General features: G+C 67.2%; 22 protein-coding genes. 10 read left to right on the forward strand and 12 right to left on the reverse strand.

From position 1 onward, the window contains the following. The first annotated feature begins 89 nt into the window (after positions 1 to 89). Positions 90 to 659 (forward strand): DUF1003 domain-containing protein, encoded by a 570-nt coding sequence (locus VM780_RS11065; RefSeq protein ID WP_325447327.1) that lies wholly within the window; start codon positions 90 to 92, stop codon positions 657 to 659. A 49-nt stretch (positions 660 to 708) separates the two neighbouring features. Here the strand turns inward: VM780_RS11065 and VM780_RS11070 are convergent, their stop codons facing one another. After that, positions 709 to 1059, reverse strand: a complete 351-nt coding sequence (locus VM780_RS11070) for a hypothetical protein (protein ID WP_325447328.1) — start codon at positions 1057 to 1059, stop codon at positions 709 to 711. Between the two features lie 298 nt (positions 1060 to 1357). On the opposite strand from VM780_RS11070, the gene otnI reads away from it, so the two are divergent. Continuing rightward, a complete protein-coding gene (otnI, locus tag VM780_RS11075; protein WP_325447329.1) occupies positions 1358 to 2128 on the forward strand; it encodes a 2-oxo-tetronate isomerase in 771 nt (256 codons plus the stop codon). A 76-nt stretch (positions 2129 to 2204) separates the two neighbouring features. Continuing rightward, positions 2205 to 3296, forward strand: a complete 1092-nt coding sequence (locus tag VM780_RS11080) for an ATP-dependent DNA helicase (protein ID WP_325447330.1) — start codon at positions 2205 to 2207, stop codon at positions 3294 to 3296. Between the two features lie 13 nt (positions 3297 to 3309). Here the strand turns inward: VM780_RS11080 and VM780_RS11085 are convergent, their stop codons facing one another. The 7 genes from VM780_RS11085 to VM780_RS11115 form a co-directional block, all read right to left on the reverse strand. Further along, positions 3310 to 3654, reverse strand: coding sequence for a hypothetical protein (locus VM780_RS11085; protein WP_325447331.1), 345 nt, complete (start codon positions 3652 to 3654; stop codon positions 3310 to 3312). Then, on the reverse strand, positions 3654 to 4352 hold the full coding sequence (locus VM780_RS11090; RefSeq protein WP_325447332.1) for a hypothetical protein: 699 nt from the start codon (positions 4350 to 4352) through the stop codon (positions 3654 to 3656). The genes VM780_RS11085 and VM780_RS11090 overlap by 1 nt, the downstream gene beginning before the upstream one ends. Positions 4353 to 4487: 135 nt before the next feature. Further along, complete coding sequence (locus VM780_RS11095; RefSeq protein WP_325447333.1) at positions 4488 to 5171, reverse strand: response regulator transcription factor; 684 nt, start codon at positions 5169 to 5171, stop codon at positions 4488 to 4490. Continuing rightward, complete coding sequence (locus tag VM780_RS11100) at positions 5168 to 6796, reverse strand: HAMP domain-containing sensor histidine kinase (RefSeq protein WP_325447334.1); 1629 nt, start codon at positions 6794 to 6796, stop codon at positions 5168 to 5170. The genes VM780_RS11095 and VM780_RS11100 overlap by 4 nt, the downstream gene beginning before the upstream one ends. An 81-nt stretch (positions 6797 to 6877) precedes the next feature. Continuing rightward, complete coding sequence (locus VM780_RS11105) at positions 6878 to 7144, reverse strand: histidine kinase (protein WP_325447335.1); 267 nt, start codon at positions 7142 to 7144, stop codon at positions 6878 to 6880. Then, positions 7141 to 7575 (reverse strand): hypothetical protein, encoded by a 435-nt coding sequence (locus VM780_RS11110; protein ID WP_325447336.1) that lies wholly within the window; start codon positions 7573 to 7575, stop codon positions 7141 to 7143. The genes VM780_RS11105 and VM780_RS11110 overlap by 4 nt, the downstream gene beginning before the upstream one ends. Positions 7576 to 7901: 326 nt before the next feature. Beyond that, positions 7902 to 8051 (reverse strand): hypothetical protein, encoded by a 150-nt coding sequence (locus VM780_RS11115; RefSeq protein ID WP_325447337.1) that lies wholly within the window; start codon positions 8049 to 8051, stop codon positions 7902 to 7904. A gap of 451 nt (positions 8052 to 8502) precedes the next feature. Between VM780_RS11115 and fae the strand changes: the two genes are divergently transcribed. After that, entirely contained in the window at positions 8503 to 9015 is a 513-nt protein-coding gene (fae, locus tag VM780_RS11120; protein WP_325447338.1) for a formaldehyde-activating enzyme, read from the forward strand. Positions 9016 to 9182: 167 nt separating this feature from the next. Here fae and VM780_RS11125 read toward each other — a convergent pair whose 3' ends face one another. From VM780_RS11125 to VM780_RS11140, 4 genes are read right to left on the reverse strand one after another with little or no spacing between them, the layout of a single operon-like run. Further along, positions 9183 to 9926 (reverse strand): ABC transporter ATP-binding protein, encoded by a 744-nt coding sequence (locus tag VM780_RS11125; protein ID WP_325447339.1) that lies wholly within the window; start codon positions 9924 to 9926, stop codon positions 9183 to 9185. Continuing rightward, a complete protein-coding gene (locus VM780_RS11130; protein ID WP_325447340.1) occupies positions 9914 to 10666 on the reverse strand; it encodes an ABC transporter permease in 753 nt (250 codons plus the stop codon). Before VM780_RS11130 ends, VM780_RS11125 begins: the two co-directional genes overlap by 13 nt. Positions 10667 to 10676: 10 nt before the next feature. Beyond that, entirely contained in the window at positions 10677 to 11675 is a 999-nt protein-coding gene (locus tag VM780_RS11135; RefSeq protein ID WP_325447341.1) for an ABC transporter substrate-binding protein, read from the reverse strand. Then, a complete protein-coding gene (locus VM780_RS11140; RefSeq protein WP_325447342.1) occupies positions 11675 to 12199 on the reverse strand; it encodes a DUF3280 domain-containing protein in 525 nt (174 codons plus the stop codon). Before VM780_RS11140 ends, VM780_RS11135 begins: the two co-directional genes overlap by 1 nt. Positions 12200 to 12681: 482 nt before the next feature. On the opposite strand from VM780_RS11140, the gene VM780_RS11145 reads away from it, so the two are divergent. Genes VM780_RS11145 through VM780_RS11170 form a run of 6 tightly spaced genes read left to right on the forward strand, consistent with a single transcriptional unit; the run spans position 12682 to position 18328 of the window. Next, complete coding sequence (locus VM780_RS11145; protein ID WP_325447343.1) at positions 12682 to 13791, forward strand: ABC transporter substrate-binding protein; 1110 nt, start codon at positions 12682 to 12684, stop codon at positions 13789 to 13791. A 49-nt stretch (positions 13792 to 13840) separates the two neighbouring features. Then, a complete protein-coding gene (locus tag VM780_RS11150; protein ID WP_325447344.1) occupies positions 13841 to 14848 on the forward strand; it encodes a PQQ-dependent catabolism-associated beta-propeller protein in 1008 nt (335 codons plus the stop codon). Positions 14849 to 14885: 37 nt separating this feature from the next. Then, complete coding sequence (locus VM780_RS11155) at positions 14886 to 15704, forward strand: ATP-binding cassette domain-containing protein (RefSeq protein WP_325447345.1); 819 nt, start codon at positions 14886 to 14888, stop codon at positions 15702 to 15704. 35 nt (positions 15705 to 15739) lie between these two features. After that, complete coding sequence (locus tag VM780_RS11160) at positions 15740 to 16558, forward strand: ABC transporter permease (protein ID WP_325447591.1); 819 nt, start codon at positions 15740 to 15742, stop codon at positions 16556 to 16558. 35 nt (positions 16559 to 16593) lie between these two features. After that, positions 16594 to 17328 carry a hypothetical protein gene (locus VM780_RS11165; RefSeq protein ID WP_325447346.1) on the forward strand — a complete coding sequence of 245 codons (735 nt, stop codon included), beginning with the start codon at positions 16594 to 16596 and terminating at the stop codon, positions 17326 to 17328. 10 nt (positions 17329 to 17338) lie between these two features. Then, positions 17339 to 18328 (forward strand): tripartite tricarboxylate transporter substrate-binding protein, encoded by a 990-nt coding sequence (locus tag VM780_RS11170; protein WP_325447347.1) that lies wholly within the window; start codon positions 17339 to 17341, stop codon positions 18326 to 18328. Positions 18329 to 18368 lie beyond the last annotated feature (40 nt).

Here is an 18368-nt window from a genome sequence, read left to right on the forward strand (position 1 = left end):
CAGGAACTTCACCCGCCCTGCAGTTGTTGCGCCAGCGACCGATCTTCTTCCTTCCCGACAAGGCTTCATCGCATGGCGGCGTTCAACGCATGACGGGCAATGACCCTCAGAGCGCGGATAGCGTAACCGAAGAAGCCGACCGCGAAGATCTCGGCCCCGTTCTTGACCAGAACATCCGTCGCCTTGAACAGCGACGCCAGGCCGAGGAGACCAGGGCGCCGCTTGAAGAGCGGCTCGCGGCCCGGATCACCGCCGCCACGGGCAGCATGGGCTTCGTCTACGTGCACCTCTGCGCCGTGATCGGCTGGATCGCCGTCAACACCGGTCTGGTCCCGATGATCCGCCCGTTCGACCCGACCTTCGTGATCCTGGCGACGTCTGCGTCCGTCGAGGCGATCTTCCTCTCCACGTTCGTGCTGATCAGCCAGAACCGCGACGCCGCAGTCGCCGAGCGCCGGGCGCAGCTCGACCTCCACGTGAACCTCCTCTCGGAGAGAGAGATCACGACGCTCGTGAAAATGGTGAAGGAGATCGCCGCGAAGCTGGATATACCGCTCGAGCAGGAGCCGGAGGTCGACGACGCACAACGCAAGATTGTGCCGGAGAAGGTTCTGGACCGGCTGTCAGACTCTGAGCCGAACAGGGGCGGCGCCGCCTGACGGCGGCGCCGCTATGCATTCCGGTTCAGCGGGCGCCCGATTGCGGCGTTCACTCCGCCATCTTCTTGGCGCCGCTCTTGGCGGCCTCGTCGGAGCTCGCCTGCTCCTGATCCGCGTAGCTCAGCAGGAGGTCCTTGCCGACGACAATCTTGTCGCCGTCACGGGCCGGCAGGCCGTAGCCCATGCCCACCACTCTCACCTCGCAGCCGCCGGGACATTCAAGATTCGCCGACTTGCCGGCGTCGATCTTGGTCCGCGGCTCGTCGGCGCCTCGGTCGACCGTGATCTCCTGGGCCTTGTCGCTCTGGTTCGCCACCGTGAGAGCCAGCGCCGGAGCGGCCGCAAACGTCAACGCGCCGGCAGCAAGCAGTACTGCTCCGGCGTCCTTCAACATAATCATCTCACTTGTCTCCTTCCCATATTGATGCGTCGCAAGCATCATCGTCCGCTGACGGCGACGGCGTCGCGGCGAGCCTCGTAATCGGCTGATGTTAGCTTTGGGCGAGCGCCTGCTTCCGCAAGATTCCTACGTGAATGTTATCCACTTCACGATTTTACTTACGAGACCGTGAGAGTCGGAGGATATGCATGCGCGGCAGCTCCGACCGAATGACGTGTCGCCGGCCGGCGGATGCCCGCGCCGATGGCGTTTCCGACCCCGTCGTCTATGCTCCGCGGCTCCTCCAGAGCCCCTCCCGATGCCGCGCTTCGCAGCCAATCTCTCGTTGATGTTCACGGAGCATCCGCTCCTCGACCGCTTCGCGGCGGCGGCCGACGCCGGGTTCGAAGCGGTCGAGCTGCAGTTCCCGTATGAGCAGTCGCCGGACGCAATCGCCGGCAGGCTCGCCGCCTCGGGACTCGAACTGACACTGTTCAATCTCAGTCCCGGCGACTGGGCGGCGGGCGACCGCGGACTTGCGGCGCTGCAGCATCGGCGGGAGGAGTTCCGTGCGTCCGTCGCGCAGGCTCTGGCTTACGCCGAGGCCACGGGAACGCGGAAGCTGCACGCCATGGCCGGGATCGCGCGCTCACCCGACACGGGCGCTGCAGCCGCCTATCGGGACGCGCTGCGCTACGCCTGCGACGAGGCCGGCGCTCGAGGCCTCGAGGTGATGATCGAGCCGATCAATCCGCGCGACATGCCCGGCTACTTTCTGAACGATTTCGCCGCAGCGGCGGAGCTCATCCGCGAGCTCGCGCTGCCGAACCTGAAGCTGCAGTTCGACGTCTATCACCGCCAGATCCTGCACGGCGACGTGCTCAAGGGCCTCGAGGCGCTCCTGCCGATCACCGGGCACGTCCAGATCGCCTCGGTTCCGGGACGGAACGAGCCCGGGACGGGCGAGCTCGACGATTTCAGAATCTTCCGCGCGCTCGACGAGCTCGGCTACGCCGGCCGCGTCGGCTGCGAGTACCGGCCGCTGGGCGGCACCGAGGAAGGCCTCGGTTGGCGTCGGGGGATCGCGTGACGCTGCCGCGGCGCGCCGGTCTGGACCGCGACTCGGTCTACAAGGCGGCCAACGTAACTCCGTCTGACGAGATCTGATGCGCTGGTCGCCTCAACAGGACGCCGCTCTTGCGGCCGCCGCCGAATGGCTGCGGCGGCCGCGTTCCCAGGTCTTCCGGCTGTTCGGCTATGCCGGGACGGGAAAGACGACGCTCGCGCGCCATCTCGCGGAGGATGTCGACGGCGACGTCTCGTTCGGCGCCTATACGGGCAAGGCCGCGCTGGTGCTGCGCGGCAAGGGCTGCGAGGGCGCCAGCACGATCCACGCAATGATCTACCGGCCGCGCGGCGGCGACGAGGATGCCCCCTCCTTCGCCCTCAACCGCGACGGGCCCGCCGCCAAAGCGGATCTAATCGTCATCGACGAATGTTCGATGGTCGACGAAGAGCTCGGTCGCGATCTGCTGTCCTTCGGGAAGAAGGTCCTGGTTCTGGGCGATCCGGCCCAGCTTCCGCCGGTGCGCGGCGGCGGCTTCTTCACCGACGCCGAGCCGGACGCGATGCTGACGGAGGTGCACCGGCAGGCGGCGGACAACCCGATCATCCGCATGTCGCTTGCGGTTCGGGAGGGCCGCGAGCTCGAGGCGGGCGTGTTCGGCGAAAGCCGCGTGACCTCGCGTCGCGAGATCGAAACTGCGGACGTCACAGGCGCCGACCAGGTGCTTGTCGGCACCAACCGCACCCGCCGGCTCTACAACGGCCGGCTGCGCGAACTGAAAGGCTTGCTGGATCCGATGCCCGCCGTGGGAGACAAGCTGGTCTGCCTCCGGAATGACAAGACCAAGGGCCTGCTGAACGGCGGCACCTGGCTGGTGCAGCGGCTGAAGAGCGCAGACGCCACGCGCGTGAAGATGGACGTGCTGCCCGACGACGAGAGCGCCCGCCGCTCCGTCTCAATCACGGTCCTCAAGGCCTTCTTCACCGGCGAGGCTGAGGCGATCCCGTTCGCGCAGCGCAAGCGCTCGGATGAGTTCGACTATGGCTACGCGTTGACGGTCCACAAGGCGCAGGGCTCGCAATGGGACGACGTGGTGCTGTTCGATGAGAGCTACGCGTTCCGCGAGCACCGCGCGCGCTGGCTCTATACGGGACTGACCCGCGCGGCCAAGCGCGTCACGGTGGTGCGCTAGCGGCGCTCTGGCCTCACGGGAAGCACTCGATGTCGGCTTCCGCCTGCGCGCGCCGGAGGTTCGCGATCTTGTCGCGCAGCTGGGCGCTGCTGCGGAAGACCTCGGACATCTGGCCGGCGACCTGATTCATGCTCATCACCGTCTGCGCCTCCTCATAGTCCGAGTGAGGCAACAGGGTCGCGATCTTGTCGATAGAGCACGAACACTGCTCCAGCGCCTGCCGGGTCTGGCCGTTGGCCGCCATGCAGCCGAAGACGTAATCCGCCTTGTCGACCGTCGTGTAGTCGTCGCCGACGCCCGCGAACGCCGTCCCTGCGGGCAGCAAGAGCGCCACGGCCGCGGCTGCGATCTTCTTCATCACTGCTTTGCGCCCTCCATCGGCTTGGCCGCCGTCTTGGTCGGCTGCAGGATCAGCTCCTCCACTAGAAGCGGGCCGGCGCCGTCCTGTTTCGGGGTGACGCTCTTGATGGCGTAGAGGCCGCCCGGCACATCGTCCGCAAAGGTCAGCTCATAGGCGCGATCGGCGAAACCCTTGAGCTGGGCGCGGTGCTGGTCCTTGGCGAACGGCTCGAACTTCACCGTCCAGGCGTCGATGGTGCGGCCGTCATACTGGATCTTGGTCGGCTCGGTGGCCGGGTCGTTCCTCAGCGCTTCCATGATCCGGTTGCGCAGATAGAAGGGACTGCCGCCCGAGACCTTCTGCATCTCTCGCACGTCCTGCTCGAACAGCGCGACGACAAGGGGATTTCCGCTGCGCGCCATGTTCGGCAGCGAGAGCCCGCGGGCTCCGGTGAACAGGTCGATCTTGACCGAATCCTCGGCGCCCTTCGGGCCGACGGTGAGCTTCACCTCATCCTCGAACGACGGCGCCAGGTCCTTGCCGTCCGCCTTCCTGACATAGCGGTAAGACAGCTCGGAGCCGTTCTCGACCTGCTTCAGGAACGGCGCATAGAATACGAGATCGACCGCAGCCGGATTGGCGCTCGCGGGCGCCGCGATCGCGACGCACAGCGCAAGCCCAGCCGCCACGCTGCAGCCGGAAACAAGACGACGCATAGGGCAAGCCTTCCTCGACCAGAGCGGGGCTTCATCCACGGCGCAAGCGCTGTCGCGGGCCGCGGGCCCCTTGTTATGCCCGCATTATGCACCGCCGTGGCGGAGCGCGCCAATATGGCGACCGGCCGCAGCGGCTCACGTCGGCGAGAACATGAAGCCGCGGCCGCGGACGGTCACGATCAAGCGGCCCCCGTCCGGCATGGCTTCGCCGAGCTTGTGCCGGAGATAGCCGATGTAAACGTCGACCACATTGAGCGACGCGCCGCCGTGCCCCGCCCAGAGAGCGGCGAAGATGTCGGCGCGGCTGAGCGGTTCGCCCGCGTGGCGCATCAGCAGCGCCAGCAGATCGACCTCACGCTCGGTCAGCCGCGTCGAGCCGTCCGGCGTCGCCGCGGTGCGGGTTTCGAGATCGAGATCGAGCGGCGGCACCACAAGATGCCGCTGGTCCGTCCCGCTGGTCTCGCGGCGCATCTCCTGGACGCGCACCCGCGCGAGCAGCTCCTCGAAATCGAACGGCTTCACGAGATAATCGTCGGCGCCGGCGAGCAGGCCCTCGGTCCGGTCCGAGACGCTCGACTTCGCAGACAGCATGATGATCGGCGCGGTCTGTCCGGCCGCCCGCAGGGCCTTGCACACATCGATCCCGGACCTGCCCGGCAGCATGACGTCCAGGATGATGGCGCAGAGCGGCTTGCCCGTCGCGACCGCGAGGGCCGCCTCGCCGTCGCCCACCAGTTCGACGTCATAGCTCTCGGCGGCGAAGCCGCGCCGCAGCACCGACCCGATGTCGACGTCGTCTTCCACGATCAGGATGGTCATGAAGCGGCTCCGATGGCGAGGCGCGGGGCATGCGCGGGCAGACGAATGGTGACGATTGTGCCGGACGGAAGACCGCCGCCGCCGGTGCTGCTGTCGATGGTGATTTCGCCTCCATGGCGCTCGACGACCCATCGCGCGAGAGCAAGGCCGATGCCGAAGCCTGAGCCCTCCTTCTGATCTCCTCCGCGGTAGAAGCGTTCGAAGATTTTGGGCAGGTCAGCTTCCGGGATGCCGCCGCCGTCGTCCGCGACGAGTATCTCGGCCGAGCCGTCGCGGGCGGCGCGGACGTCGAGGCGGACCGCTCCGCCCGGCGGCGTGTGGCGGACCGCATTGGCGATCAGACCCTCGATCACCTGCCGCAGCCAGTCGGCGTCGGCCTCTACGATCGGGTCCACCGCAAACGGCCCGGCCAGCAGCTTGATCTGCGCGGCCTTCGCGCCCGCCTCTGCGCTGTCGGCCGCCGTCTGGACGATCTCGGCCAGCGACACCGGAGTGAATTCGAGTTCGAGCTGGCCGCTTTCGGAGCGGGCGACCCTCAGCAAATCCTCCACCCTGCGGTGCAGGGCGCGGGCGCGCGCTCTGATGGTGTTGAGCGCCGCGCGCAGGGCGCCAGCGTCGGGCTGCCCCCGCAGAGAGATGTCGACCTCGCCCAGGATCACGGTAAGCGGCGTCCTGAGTTCATGGCTGACGTCGGTGAAGAAGCGTCGGCGGGCGCGGTCGACGTCGGAGAGGCGCGCGTTGGCCTCGCGCAGCTCCGCCGTCCGGGCGTTGACGATTTCCTGAAGCCGCAGCTGCGCCCTGAGCAGGCGTTCCTCCCGCCGCGACAGCTGGAGCGCCATCCGGTTGAAGCGCATCATCAGAAGGCTCAGTTCGTCATGGCCGCGCACGGAGAGACGCGTCTCCGTCTGTCCGCGCGTGATGGCGGCCGCGGCGCCGGCCACCTGAGAGATCCGCGACAGCAGCGGGCTTGCGACCGCCCGGTACAGCAGGAAGGCGATCAACGCAGCCGCCACGATGGCCGCAACCGATATGGGCGCAAGCCGCGCCCGGAGATCAGCCATCGCGGCGTCGGCGCCGCGGGCCGCCGCGCGCTCCTCCTCGATCGCCTGGCTCAGAGCCGGACTGAACCCGCTCGCAAAGTCGTCCAGGGCGACTTTGACCCGGGCGGAGGCGTCAGGCTGGCCTGCGCGCGCGTCCTTGATCGCCTGCAGGGTCTGTCGGTCGAGAAAATCGAACCGGGCTCGCATAAAAGCGAAGACGCGGCTTCGGGCTGCGACCAGGGTCGCCGCCTCCTCGTCGCTCTGCCGCGCAACCTCGCGCGCCACTTCCTCGTTCAGGCGCTCGAACGCCTCCTGCACGCGCTTGCGCGGAGGCGAGAGGCGATCCGATTGCAGCTCGCTAGTCTGGGTGGTCTGAAGCGCGCTCAAGGCGTAGTCCGCCACCCGCCCCGACACCGCCGAGAGCAGCTCCAGCCGCCTTTGAGCGGAGGAAAGCTCGCTGACGTGGCCGCTCGCCACGGCCAGCGTCCACGCGATCGCGAAGGCGGCTGCCCCCGTCACGACCACCACCGTCGTGACCAGGATCGCCAGCCGAAATCTCAGAGACTGGTGCGCGCGGCGCCACATGCGGCGGACCTCAGAACGACGGAGCGGCGTCGCCGCCCCGGAGATTTCGCGTGCGCGGCGGGCCGGCGCCCGCCGGCGACATCACTTCTTGTTCAACGCCTTTTTCGCGTCAGCGACGGCGTCGAGGCACTCGTCATACTCCTTCTCGCCCTTCTCCCGCTCCGCGACCCTCAGCGCCTTTCTGAGCGCGTCGGCCACGGCCGGCCGGTGCTGACCGGCCGCCTCGGCCCTGATCATCTGGATTCCGGCGTCGCACTCAGCCGCTTCGTCCGCCCGCGCCGCCGTCCCGGCGAGCGCAGCGCAGGCGACGGCGAGAACAACGCCGCCGATCAAGTCTCCGCGCCTCATTTCGCCACGATCTTTCCGGTCATGCCGCGGCTCTCGAGGCCGTCGATCCACCATTTGAATTCGCCCGGGCGGATGACCACGAACTCCAGGCGAATCGCTCCCGCGTCGTCCCACTCAAGATGATGCGGCGCGCCGGGACCATGGATCTCAAGATGATCGATGACGATCTGGTTGATCCAGATGTTCCGGAAGAACTCGGGCGAGAAGAATTTATATTCCTTGCCGCCCTTGGACACGATGTCGAGCTTGTAAGCCTTGCCCGCCTCGAGCTCGATGTCCTTCTGGCTGACGGCGTAATCGTCGCCTTTGTCGTCGCCAAACACGAGATCCGGCAGGTTGGTGCGGCCCTTGGCGAGGTCGACGGCGCCCGCAGGAGCGCCGGCGACCAGCGCGGCGGCGATTCCAAGCGAGGCGGCATAGCGTTTGAACATTTCCGGTCTCCCGTTGCGGCCCTGCTGGGCTCTTTTGATTGTCCGGCCGCGTCGCCGAACACGCGCGCGCCGCATGGATGATCGTCCGACAGTCAGACGTCGGTTTGTCGTGACTATCGTGGAGGATCGCAAGCCGAGACCAGTCACGCCGGCGCGCGAGCCAGGCGCGCCGTTCCGGGCGCCGACCTCAGGCGCCGCACGCGCCTTCCAAACGCAGAATCTGATAATCTCCCGTAGAGGTTACGGAAGTTTAATTCCGCGAATGGTTCGCGTCTATATTCGGCGGTATTTATTCTTCTCTTATGATTCCCGCCTTAGAACGCTTCTTAGTCGGCATTCCGGCTGAGCCGGACCTGATCCGACTGCTGGCATTTCCATCTGGAAATCTGCCACTCGGGATGGTCGCCCGACCATTCCGCCAGAACAGGCACGGCGCCGACCATGCACATGCGGGGTTCGGCCTGCTGAAGGCTCATGAGGAGCCTTTCCTCGTGGCACGACTGAGGGGACGCGGCGAGGCACACTAACAGGACAAGGTCCATGTCGGGCTCCTGGCGACTGCCGGCGTAGCGCGCCGGATCGACCGCCGGCGACGCTGAAGCCGGCGACGAGTCGAAGTGTACGCCGGCTATTGTGCGCCGCAATAAATTTTTTGTGCAGCGCAAGGCGCTGGAGCTCGAGGCGGTGAGGCCTGCAACGGTCAGGGCGCCCGGAGGCGGCGAGCGGTCGCGCTTCATAAGAAGCCCTTGCCGTCCGCGCGTGGTCGCGACTAGTGTGCGCGCCGCATGTCCTTATTCGAAGCTATCAGGCCAACCGGTTCGGTTCCCCGCCGAACGCAGTACGCAACGATAGCCTGGGGCATCGAGTCGGCGGGGGGCCGTCAAGGCGCTGCCGACTACACCATGGCTTAACGCTGGGAGGATGCTTATGGCGAAGATTACTAAGACGCTTATCGGTGAGTCGCTGGTTGGCGACGGCAACGAGGTCGCTCACATCGACCTGATCATCGGCCCGCGCGGCTCCACCGCCGAGTCGGCGTTCGTCAACGCTCTGACGAACAACAAGGACGGCTTCACCTCGCTGCTCGCGGTCGTGACGCCGAACCTGCTCGCCAAGCCGAACACGATCCTGTTCAACAAGGTCACCATCAAGGACGCCCGTCAGGCCGTTCAGATGTTTGGCCCGGCGCAGTACGGCGTCGCGAAGGCTGTCGTCGACAGCGTCGCGGAAGGCGTGATCCCCGAGGACGAAGCCGACGACCTGTTCATCTCGGTCGGCGTGTTCATCCACTGGGAAGCGGCTGACGACGCCAAGATCCAGCAGTACAACTACGAGGCGACCAAGGAAGCCCTCAAGCGCGCCGTCATGGGCGAGCCGAAGGCCAAGGACGTGGTCGCTCAGGCCGCGACTGCGAAGCACCCCTTCGCCGCCAACGCGTAGAGCGGAAACCACCCTGGACAGAACCCGCCTGCAGCACAGCCTCCAGGCCTGCTCCAGCGGTTGGCCGCCCTGCTCTTTGGCAAATGAGACGGTCGGCGACGGCCCGAAGCGCAAGCTTCGGGCCGTTTCCGCGTCTTAGAGAACGAATTTCCGATTGATCCGCGGCCTCAGGCCGCGACGGTGGGGCCCGCGCCGAGCACCGTCCCGCGCACGCGCTCGACCTCCCCGAGCGTCAGGCGACCTTCCCGGCTAAGCTCCACCCGCACGTCGCGCACCACCCGCACCGGCGGGCCGCCGAGAACGACGACCCGATCGGCGAGACGCACGGCTTCGTGGCTGTCATGGGTCACGAACAGCACGGTCGTCGGCCGCGCTTCGATCAGTTCAGCCAGCAGATCCCTGAGACGGTTCGCGTTCGCCTCGTCGAGCGAGACGAAGGGCTCGTCCATCAGCAGCAGCTCGGGCTCCAGCGCGAAAGCCCGCGCCAGCGCGACGCGGCGCTGCATGCCGAGCGAGAGCCGCTCCGGATAGACCTCTTCCGCGTCGGCCAGCCCCATATCGCTCAGGACGCCGCGCGCGCGCTTCAGGCTTTCCGCTCCGGGCGGCAGCGGCAACAGGACGTTCTGCAGCACGGTCCGCCAAGGCAGCAGCCGCGGGCTCTGAAAGACATAGGCGATCCGCGGATTCGGGCCGCGCGAAAACGAGATTCGGCCCGAGAAGCCGTGGTCCACGCCCGCGATCATGTTGAGCAGCGTCGTCTTGCCGAGCCCCGACGGTCCGAGCAGCGCCACGAAGCTTCGGTCGGCGAGCTCCAGCCGGAAATCGCGGTAAAGCGGCCGCGCCGGCGCGCCGCCCGCAGCCGGAAAGACCTTTTCGTCGATCTCGATGCTGACGCCGGTCACCGCCGCCACCTGTTTGCGAGCCGCTCCCAGGGCTGGATGATTCCGAGCTCGATCGCCTGCACGATGAGGCCGAAAGCCAGCGCGTAGGCGAGAATCGTCGCGACGTCGAACAGTTGGAACGCGGTCTGCAGTTCGAAGCCGACCCCGTTTGGCCGCCCAAGCAGTTCGACCACGAGCACGATTTTCCAGACCAGCGCGAGCCCGGAGCGCGCGGCCGCTGCGAAGTAGGGCGAAAGCTGCGGCAGTATGACGTGCCGCAGCGTCTTCCAACGCCCGAAGCGGTAGACGGCGGCCATCTCGGCGAGGTCCCGGCTCAACGCCGCAGCCCCCTCCCTCAGCGTCACCGCGACGTTCGGGATCTTGTTGATCGCCACCGCGGCGACCGCCGCCGATTCAATCAGGCCGAACCACACGTAGCAGAGGATGATGATCACCAGCGCCGGCAGGTTCAGGAACAGAACCACCCAAGGGCCGATCAGGCGGTCGGCGGTCCGGGACATGCCGAGCAGGATTCCGAGCGCCGATCCAAGCACCATGGCGATGAAAAAGCTCGCCGCCACCCGCGCCATGGTGATGAGCAGATTGGTGAGCAGAGCGCCTGTCTTGGCGGCGGCGATCAGCGCCGCGAGGACGAGGTCCGGCGTCGGCAGAAGCCGGAAGTCCTGTCGCAGCAGCGCGACCACCCACCAGATGGCGACAAACGTAGCGAGCGACAGCGCCCACCATCCCAGCCGACCTGCGACCGCCAACTGTTCCGCCTCAGACCTTGGGGGACCAGAACAGCGCCGGGTCGAAATGCGGATTCGGCCCGACGAACTCGGCGCCGCCGAGATCGGCCAGCAACTCATAGAGCTTCTGAGACGACTTCAGGTCGGCCTCCGTCCACGGCCCCGGCACGCCCGCTCTGAAATAATCCCGGAGCCGCGCGAACTCGAGGTCCGACTGCACCTGCATGCTGGGACGGAGGCGCTCCCACGCGGCGTCCGATGTCTTGAGCGTCTCGTTGGCTGCGGCCACGGCGCGGAAAAAGCCTTCGACTTGCGCGCCGGCCTTGGCGAGCAGCGTCTCGCGCCAGACAAAGCCCACGAGCGGCGGCGGCGGCGTCAAGCCGAGCTCCTTCATGACGTCGCTCACGTCGATCAGTCGTCGATATCCCTGCGCGTCGAGCCGGGCCGCATAGTTCCAGTAGGTGAGGACGGCGTCGACACGGCCGAGCCGCAATTGCTCGGAGAGCAGCGGCGGCGCTCCGAACACAGGCTCCAGCATGGTTGCGATGTCGCCGTCGACCTTGTCGTGCGCATAGGCGCGCAGCAAGAGCCAGCTCTTGTCCAGCGGGCCACCGGCCACGCCCAGCTTCTTGCCTTTCAGGTCGCCGATCGAGGCGATTTTGGCGTCGGCGCCGACCATCACCGCGCCGAGCGCTGAGGAATACGGCGCGAAACGAAACGGCTCGCCGTCGAGCCGTCGGCGCATTGCCCAGGGCCAGTCGCTGACGGCGAGATCGCAGTCGCCTGCCTGGAGCGAGACGGTGAGGGCCTGGGTGGAGGCGAGCTCGGTGCGATTCATCATCGCCCCCTCCCTCGTATCGAAGCCCTCGGCTTCGATGGTGTCGAGCAGCCAGTTCACCGTGCCGAACTTCAGCGTCGCGATCCGCAGCGGCGCGGCGGCCAGAGCGCTCCGGGGACGCAGCGCCGTCATCACGGCCGCGCCGGCGCAGGCCGCGAGAGCGCCGCGGCGCGAAAGGCTCAAAGCGCCCATCAGCCGTGCGCCTCCGGCAACGGCGTGTTCAGTATCTGGTCGCGCAGCAGCACCTTCACGCCGTGAGCCCACATCTCGTTGGTGTTGCCGCGAATGTCCGTGCTGCCGCCACGGACGATCTGTCCTGTCTTGGCGTCCACAACCTCGAGGTTGATGTTGAGGATCAGGTTGGAGACCTTCTGCACGTAGCCGATGACCGCGAAATCGGCGCCGAGGCGGGCGGCCGCCTTCTGCGCGCACGGCTTGCAGTCGCGCAGGCTCTTCACGTCGGCAAGCTCGCCGTCCGCCGGGGCGACGTCCACGAGTTCGATCCCGGCGCTCTGAAGAGCGTCGCGGACCTGGTCGGCGGTGCGGGCGAGCCGCTGAGTCTGGTCCGCCCGGACGCCGTCCATCTCACCTTCCAGACTGGTGTCCACGAGTTCGAATTTGAACACTGCGGCCTTGGGCGGGGAGGCCTCAGCGGAAAGCGCGAAGCACGGGGCCACGAGCATCCCGAGCAGCGGAATCGCGATGATGCGATGCATCGGCCTCTTCCCCTCTGGGTCTTTCGTCTGTGAGACGCTTCTGCAGGGCAGGCGACACTCTGCACCGAACGCCATACAGGATAAATTGCTCCGCTGGACAGGTGAATCAAGCAAACGTCAGCACTTATTATTCTCTTATGCATTGCTTTTGGCTGAGGCGAGCATATGGAATCGCCAGCAAATGTTCCCCGAGCATGCGGGCCGGCGCTGATGCGGCGCTCTGTCTCACGGCGGCGCGCACTCGACTTTGGCGGGACCGCGTCCATTAAGATCGAGATAGGCGGCTCAACCGCCTGCGGGAGGCGCTTCATGACCGTTTCGTCCACCGAAGCCCGGGACGCGTTCGCGTGAAGCGCGCCGCGGCTTGCTTCGTCGCAGCGCTGCTCGCGACCACCGTCCCGGCGGCGGCGCAGACTGCGCCAGCGGCGCCCTCCCCGGCCCCGACCACTCCTGGTCCGGCGCCGAAAAATGCCCCGGCGCCGATGGAATTCACGTTCGGGGTGCTGCGTCAGTTTCCCGAGAACCCGCCGTGGTGGAACAACATCGTGACTGTCCCGCCGGAGGATGACGGCATCGCGGGCGCAGCGCTCGGGGTCGTGGACGACAACACGACGGGCAGGTTCCTCAAGCAGGATTTCAAGATCGTCGCGCAGGAACTGGTGCCGAACGGCGCCGATCCGATGCCGGCGTTCAATCGTATCCTTGAGAGCGGCGCGAAGTTCGTTCTTGTCGCAGTTCCGGCCGATGCTCTTGTGAAGATGGCGGATGCCGCCAAGGGCAAGGACGTCATCCTGTTCAATGTCGGCGCGACCGACGACCGGCTGCGTGGAGCCGACTGTCGCGCCAATGTGCTCCACACGGCGCCGAGCCGCGCGATGCTGACGGACGCGCTGGCGCAATACCTCGTCACGAAGCGCTGGCCCAAATGGCTTCTGCTGGTCGGCCGCCGCCCGGACGACAAGCTGTACGCGGAGGCGGTCAAGCGGTCGGCCAAGAAGTTCGGCGCCAAGATCGTCGATGAGCGGACGTGGGATTTCGGTCCCGACGCTCGCGAGACCGGGAACGACATCATTCCGGTCTTCACGCAGGGCGTCAGCTACGACGTCATCGTGATCGCCGACGAGCTGGGCGAGTTCGGTCCGCTAATCGGCTACCGCAGTTGGGACCCGCGGCCGACGGTCGGGACCGCGGGCCTCAAGGCGACCACGTGGAGCATCACCGTCACGGGCTGGGGCGCAGAGCAGATCCAGAACCGCTTCTTCCGCCAGTCGAAGCGCGGCATGCGGCCGCTCGATTTTCAGATGTGGCTTGCGATGAGGACAATCGGCGAGTCGGCGGCCCGTATCCGCTCGAACGATCCCGCCAAGCTGCGTGAATTCATCTTCGGCCCGAGTTTCGAGCTCGCCGGGTTCAAGGGCGGGTCTTTCTCGTACCGCCCGTGGGACAACCAGCTCCGCCAGCCGATCGTCCTGACCACCGATGAGGCGCTGGTCGCCGCGTCGCCGCAGCCTGGCTTCCTGCACCAGACCAACCCGCTGGACACGATCGGGTTCGACAAGCCAGAGAGCCAGTGCCATTTCACCGGTCAGTGACAATGCGTGACGCCTCTCAGCCGCCCTCGTCCTACCTCGGAGATCGCCGATGAACTCTCGTCTCGCCGGCCGGGCGCCGCTTGCGTTCGTGAGGACCGTGACGGCCGGAGCCGCGCTCGCCGCCCTCGCGGCGTTTCCCGCGCCGGCCTGGGCCGGAAAGGTGTTCGTGACCAACGAGCGCGATCACACCATGACCGTGCTCGACAGCGACTCGCTGAGCACGATCGAGACCATCAAGACCGGACGGCGGCCGCGCGGGCTGACCGCGAGCCCCGACGGCAAGCTGATCTATGTCTGCGCGAGCGATGACGACCGCGTCGAGGTCTACGACGCGAACGACTATCACCTCGTCAAGACGCTGCCGTCCGGGCCGGACCCGGAGCTGTTCATCCTGCATCCCTCCGGCAATCCGCTCTACATCGCCAATGAGGACGACGCGCTCGTCACGATCGTCAACACCGAGACCGGCAAGGTCGAAGGCGAAATTCCGGTCGGCGTCGAGCCGGAAGGGATGGGCATCTCCCCAGACGGCAAGCTCCTGGTCAACACCTCCGAGACCACGAGCATGGCGCATTTCATCGACACGCAGACCAAGCAGATCGTCGAGAACGTTCTGGTCGACAGCCGGCCGCGCGTCGCCATGTTCACGCCCGACGGCAAGTTCACCTGGGTGTCGGCCGAGGTCGGCGGCACCGTGTCGGTGATCGACAACGCCACCCATCAGGTGGTGAAGAAGCTCTCCTTCGCGATCCCCGGGGTGAACGACGAGGCGATCCAGCCGGTCGGCATCCGCATCACGGCGGACGGGAAGACCGCCTTCGTTGCGCTCGGACCGGCCAACCGGGTGGCGGTGGTCGACGTCCAAAGCTATGAGATCAAGAAGTATCTGCTCGTCGGCCAGCGCGTCTGGCAGATGGCGTTCTCTCCCGACGGCAAAACGCTCTACACCACGAACGGCAATTCCAACGACGTGTCCGTGATCGATGTCGACGATCTCAAGGTGAAGAAGTCCGTCGCGGTCGGCCGGGGACCCTGGGGCGTGGTGGCTGTCCCTTGAGGCGCCACGCGCTGACGGCGTCCGGACGGCTGCGTAGATGAGCCAGGTGATGACGATCGAACAGCAGACCCGCGCGGCGGGCTCGCATTCCGAGCCCGCGCTCAGCGTCACCGGCGTCACGCACGCCTTCGGCTCCCGCAAGGCTCTCGACGACGTCACGCTGGAGGCGCCGGGCGGAGCCTTCACGGCGCTCGTCGGTCAGAACGGCGCGGGCAAGACCACCCTGTTCTCGCTGATCACGCGGCTTTACGACAACCGCTCCGGCTCGATCCGCGTCCTCGGCTATGACGTCAGGCGGAATCCGGCCGCCGCGCTGTCGCAGCTTGGCGTGGTGTTCCAGTCCCGAACGCTCGACCTCGAACTCACCGTTCTTCAGAACCTGCTCTACCATGCGGCGCTGCACGGCATCGGCCGCCGCGAGGCGAAGGAGCGCGCCTATGCGGCGCTTCGCCGAGTGAACCTCGATGCGCGGGCGAAGGATCGGGTCCGCGCGCTTTCGGGCGGTCAGATGCGGCGGGTGGAGATCGCCCGCGCCCTGCTCCACCAGCCGAGCCTCCTGCTTCTGGACGAGCCGACCACGGGCCTCGACATCGGCTCCCGCCGCACCCTCATCGAGGAGGTCCGGCGCCTGATCGAGGAAGACGGCATCGGCGTTCTCTGGGCCACTCATCTGGTCGACGAGATCGAGGTGGCGGATCGTGTCGTCGTCCTGCACAAGGGACGGGTGATGGCGAGCGGCGCCGTCGACGAGCTGAAGGCCCGGGCAGGCACCGACGACGTCGGCGCGGCCTTCCTGGCCGTGGTCGGCGAGAGCGATGCGGAAGCCGCCGTTCTGTCACGGAGGGCTTTGGCGTGACGATCGCGAATGCGGCTCCTCGGGCGGAGCGGGGCGTGACCGCGAGCGGCTACCTGGTCTGCCTCGGCGGCATCGTCTGGCGCGAGAGCCTGCGCTTCCTGCACCAGCGCGGGCGCTTCCTCTCGGCGCTTGTCCGGCCGCTGGTCTGGCTCTTCATCTTCGCCGCCGGCTTCCGGGCGACGCTCGGGGTCTCGATCATCCCGCCTTACGAGACCTATGTTCTTTACGAGGTCTACATCGCGCCCGGACTGATCGCGATGATTCAGCTGTTCAACGGGCTGCAGTCGTCGCTTTCGATGGTCTACGACCGCGAGGTCGGAGCGATGCGCATCCTGCTCGTGAGCCCCTACCCGCGCTGGTACCTGCTCGTCTCCAAGCTGATCGCGGGCATCGCAGTGTCCCTGCTGCAGGTCTACGCCTTCCTGCTCGTCGCCTATTTCTGGGACGTGCAGCCGGACGATCCGATCGGCTACCTCACCGTCCTGCCGGCGCTCCTGCTGACGGGCTTTATGCTCGGGGCCATGGGACTTGCGATGTCCTCGGTGTTCAAGCAGCTCGAGAACTTCGCGAGCGTGATGAACTTCGTCATCTTCCCGATGTTCTTCGCCTCCTCGGCGCTCTACCCGCTGTGGCGGGTCCAGCAGGCGAGCATCCCGCTCTATATGATCTGCCAGTACAACCCGTTCACCTCGGCGGTCGAGCTGATCCGGTTCGCGCTCTACCGCCAGGTCGAATGGACGTCGCTCGCGGTCGTCGCGGGCTGCTCCGTCGTCTTCCTGGCGGCGGCGATCTTCGCCTATGACCCCTCTACGGGCCTCACCTCCCGGCGAGGCGGCCCCGACGCCGCGAAATGAGCGCGTCGTCCTCGCATTCAGGAGAAGGAAGAGCCATGAGACGCACAGTCGGACCTCTGGCGTTCGGCGCGGCCGTCCTCCTCGCGCTCGCCACCGCCGCTTCGGCGCAGCCCGCGGTGCCCGCCGCGCCGGCTGCGACCGAGCCGCAGCAGCAGCCCCAGCCGAAGACGCCGCTTCCGCCACGCGACACGCCAAGAGCGCCTGAGCCAGGCAAGAAAGCCGCTGCGCAAGATCCGGACTGGCCGTGCCTGCAGCGCAAGGTGCCCTCCATGAGCTACGGCCAGATGTGGGGCGGCCCGCCGCTCGAGGATGCAGCCAAGGCCTGGCGCAACGACAAGGCGGTCGCCGATCTCGTGCCGACGATCGTCGCCCGGCGCACCTCGATGGACGAGGCCAGAGCGGCGATCGAGGACTTCGCCAAGGCGGCCGGCGCCGAAAAGAACCAGAAGCTGTCGCGCCTGTTCGCGGGCGCCTTCGAGGAGTTGAACGACCAGCGGGGCCGCATCATCGCCGGCATCGAACGGTACGCGCGCAAGCAGCGCGCGCTCGCGGACCGCATCAAAGAGGAGAGCCAGCGGATCGCGGCGAGCCAGAAGGACATGGCGGCGCAGATGAGCCCGGAAGGCCAGAAGGACCAGCAGACGCTCGACTGGGACACCAGGATATATGACGAGCGCGTCCAGTCTCTCACCTATGTCTGCGAGACGCCGGTCATCCTGGAGCAGCGGGCCTTCGATCTCGGCCGCGAAATCCAGAACCATCTCGACTGACGATCCCGACATGCCGTTGAAAGGCGTTCAGCCCGATCGGCGCAGCGTGGCGCGCGGGCTCGCGGCAGCCGCCGCGGCGGCTGCCTTGACGCTGAGGAGCGGCCCCTCTGCGGCGCAGATCGCGAGCATCGAGATCGTCGCCGCCACAGGTCCCGGCGACGGCGACGACCAGCTGGCGCGCGCCATCGCAGAGGGCCTGACCTCCACGCACCTGCTGCCGAACGCCGGCGCGGCGGACGCGCCTGGCGAGGACGGCGTCACCGGTTTCACGCAGTTCGTCTCGGGCGCGAGGCCCAAGCCAGGCCTGATGGTCCTCGGCCTTGGCACGTTGGGCTCGCTCGTGCTTCGCAAGGCCGATGAGGGCCTCGACCGAACCCTTCCGCTCGCCACGATGATCGGGGAACGGCAGCCGATCATCGTCGCGGCGGATTCGCCGATCCAAACACTGCCGGATCTCCTGGCCGCGATCAGCCGCGATCAGGCCAGCGTCCGCTGGGGCGGGCGCGCCCTTGGCGGGGCGGACCACCAGATCAGCCTGCTGACGACGCAGGCCGCGGGGGGCGATGTCCGTCGGGTGAATTATCACGCCGGCGATCATCGGACGGAAGTGGTCAGGATGCTTCTGCAGGGGGAGATCGCGGTCGCGACCGGCGACCTGATCGACCTTCTGGCGCAGATCCGCGGAGGCACCATCCGGGCCTTGGCGCTCGCCTCGGACGAACGTGCGCCGGGCGTCGACGTCCCGACCTTCCGGGAGCAGGGAGTGGACGTCGCCCTGCCCCACTGGCGCGGCGCGATCGCGCGGAGGAGCATGGACCCGGCTCTTGCGGTCCGCTTTTCGGACGCGCTCAAGCAGCTCGCGCAGGCGACCGGGTGGCGGCAGCTGCTGAGCCAGCGAAGCTGGCAGGACCTGTACGCGCCGGGCCCCGAGTTCGCGGCGCTGATCGATCGGGAGCGCGCCCGGATGGCCACGCTTTTCGGCTCCGCCGGCTTGCTCTGACGCGGCAGCTTCTGCGGCGTGAGCGCAGCCGCCCCGATTT

This window comes from Hansschlegelia sp., assembly GCF_035538955.1.
Taxonomy (GTDB): domain Bacteria; phylum Pseudomonadota; class Alphaproteobacteria; order Rhizobiales; family Methylopilaceae; genus Methylopila.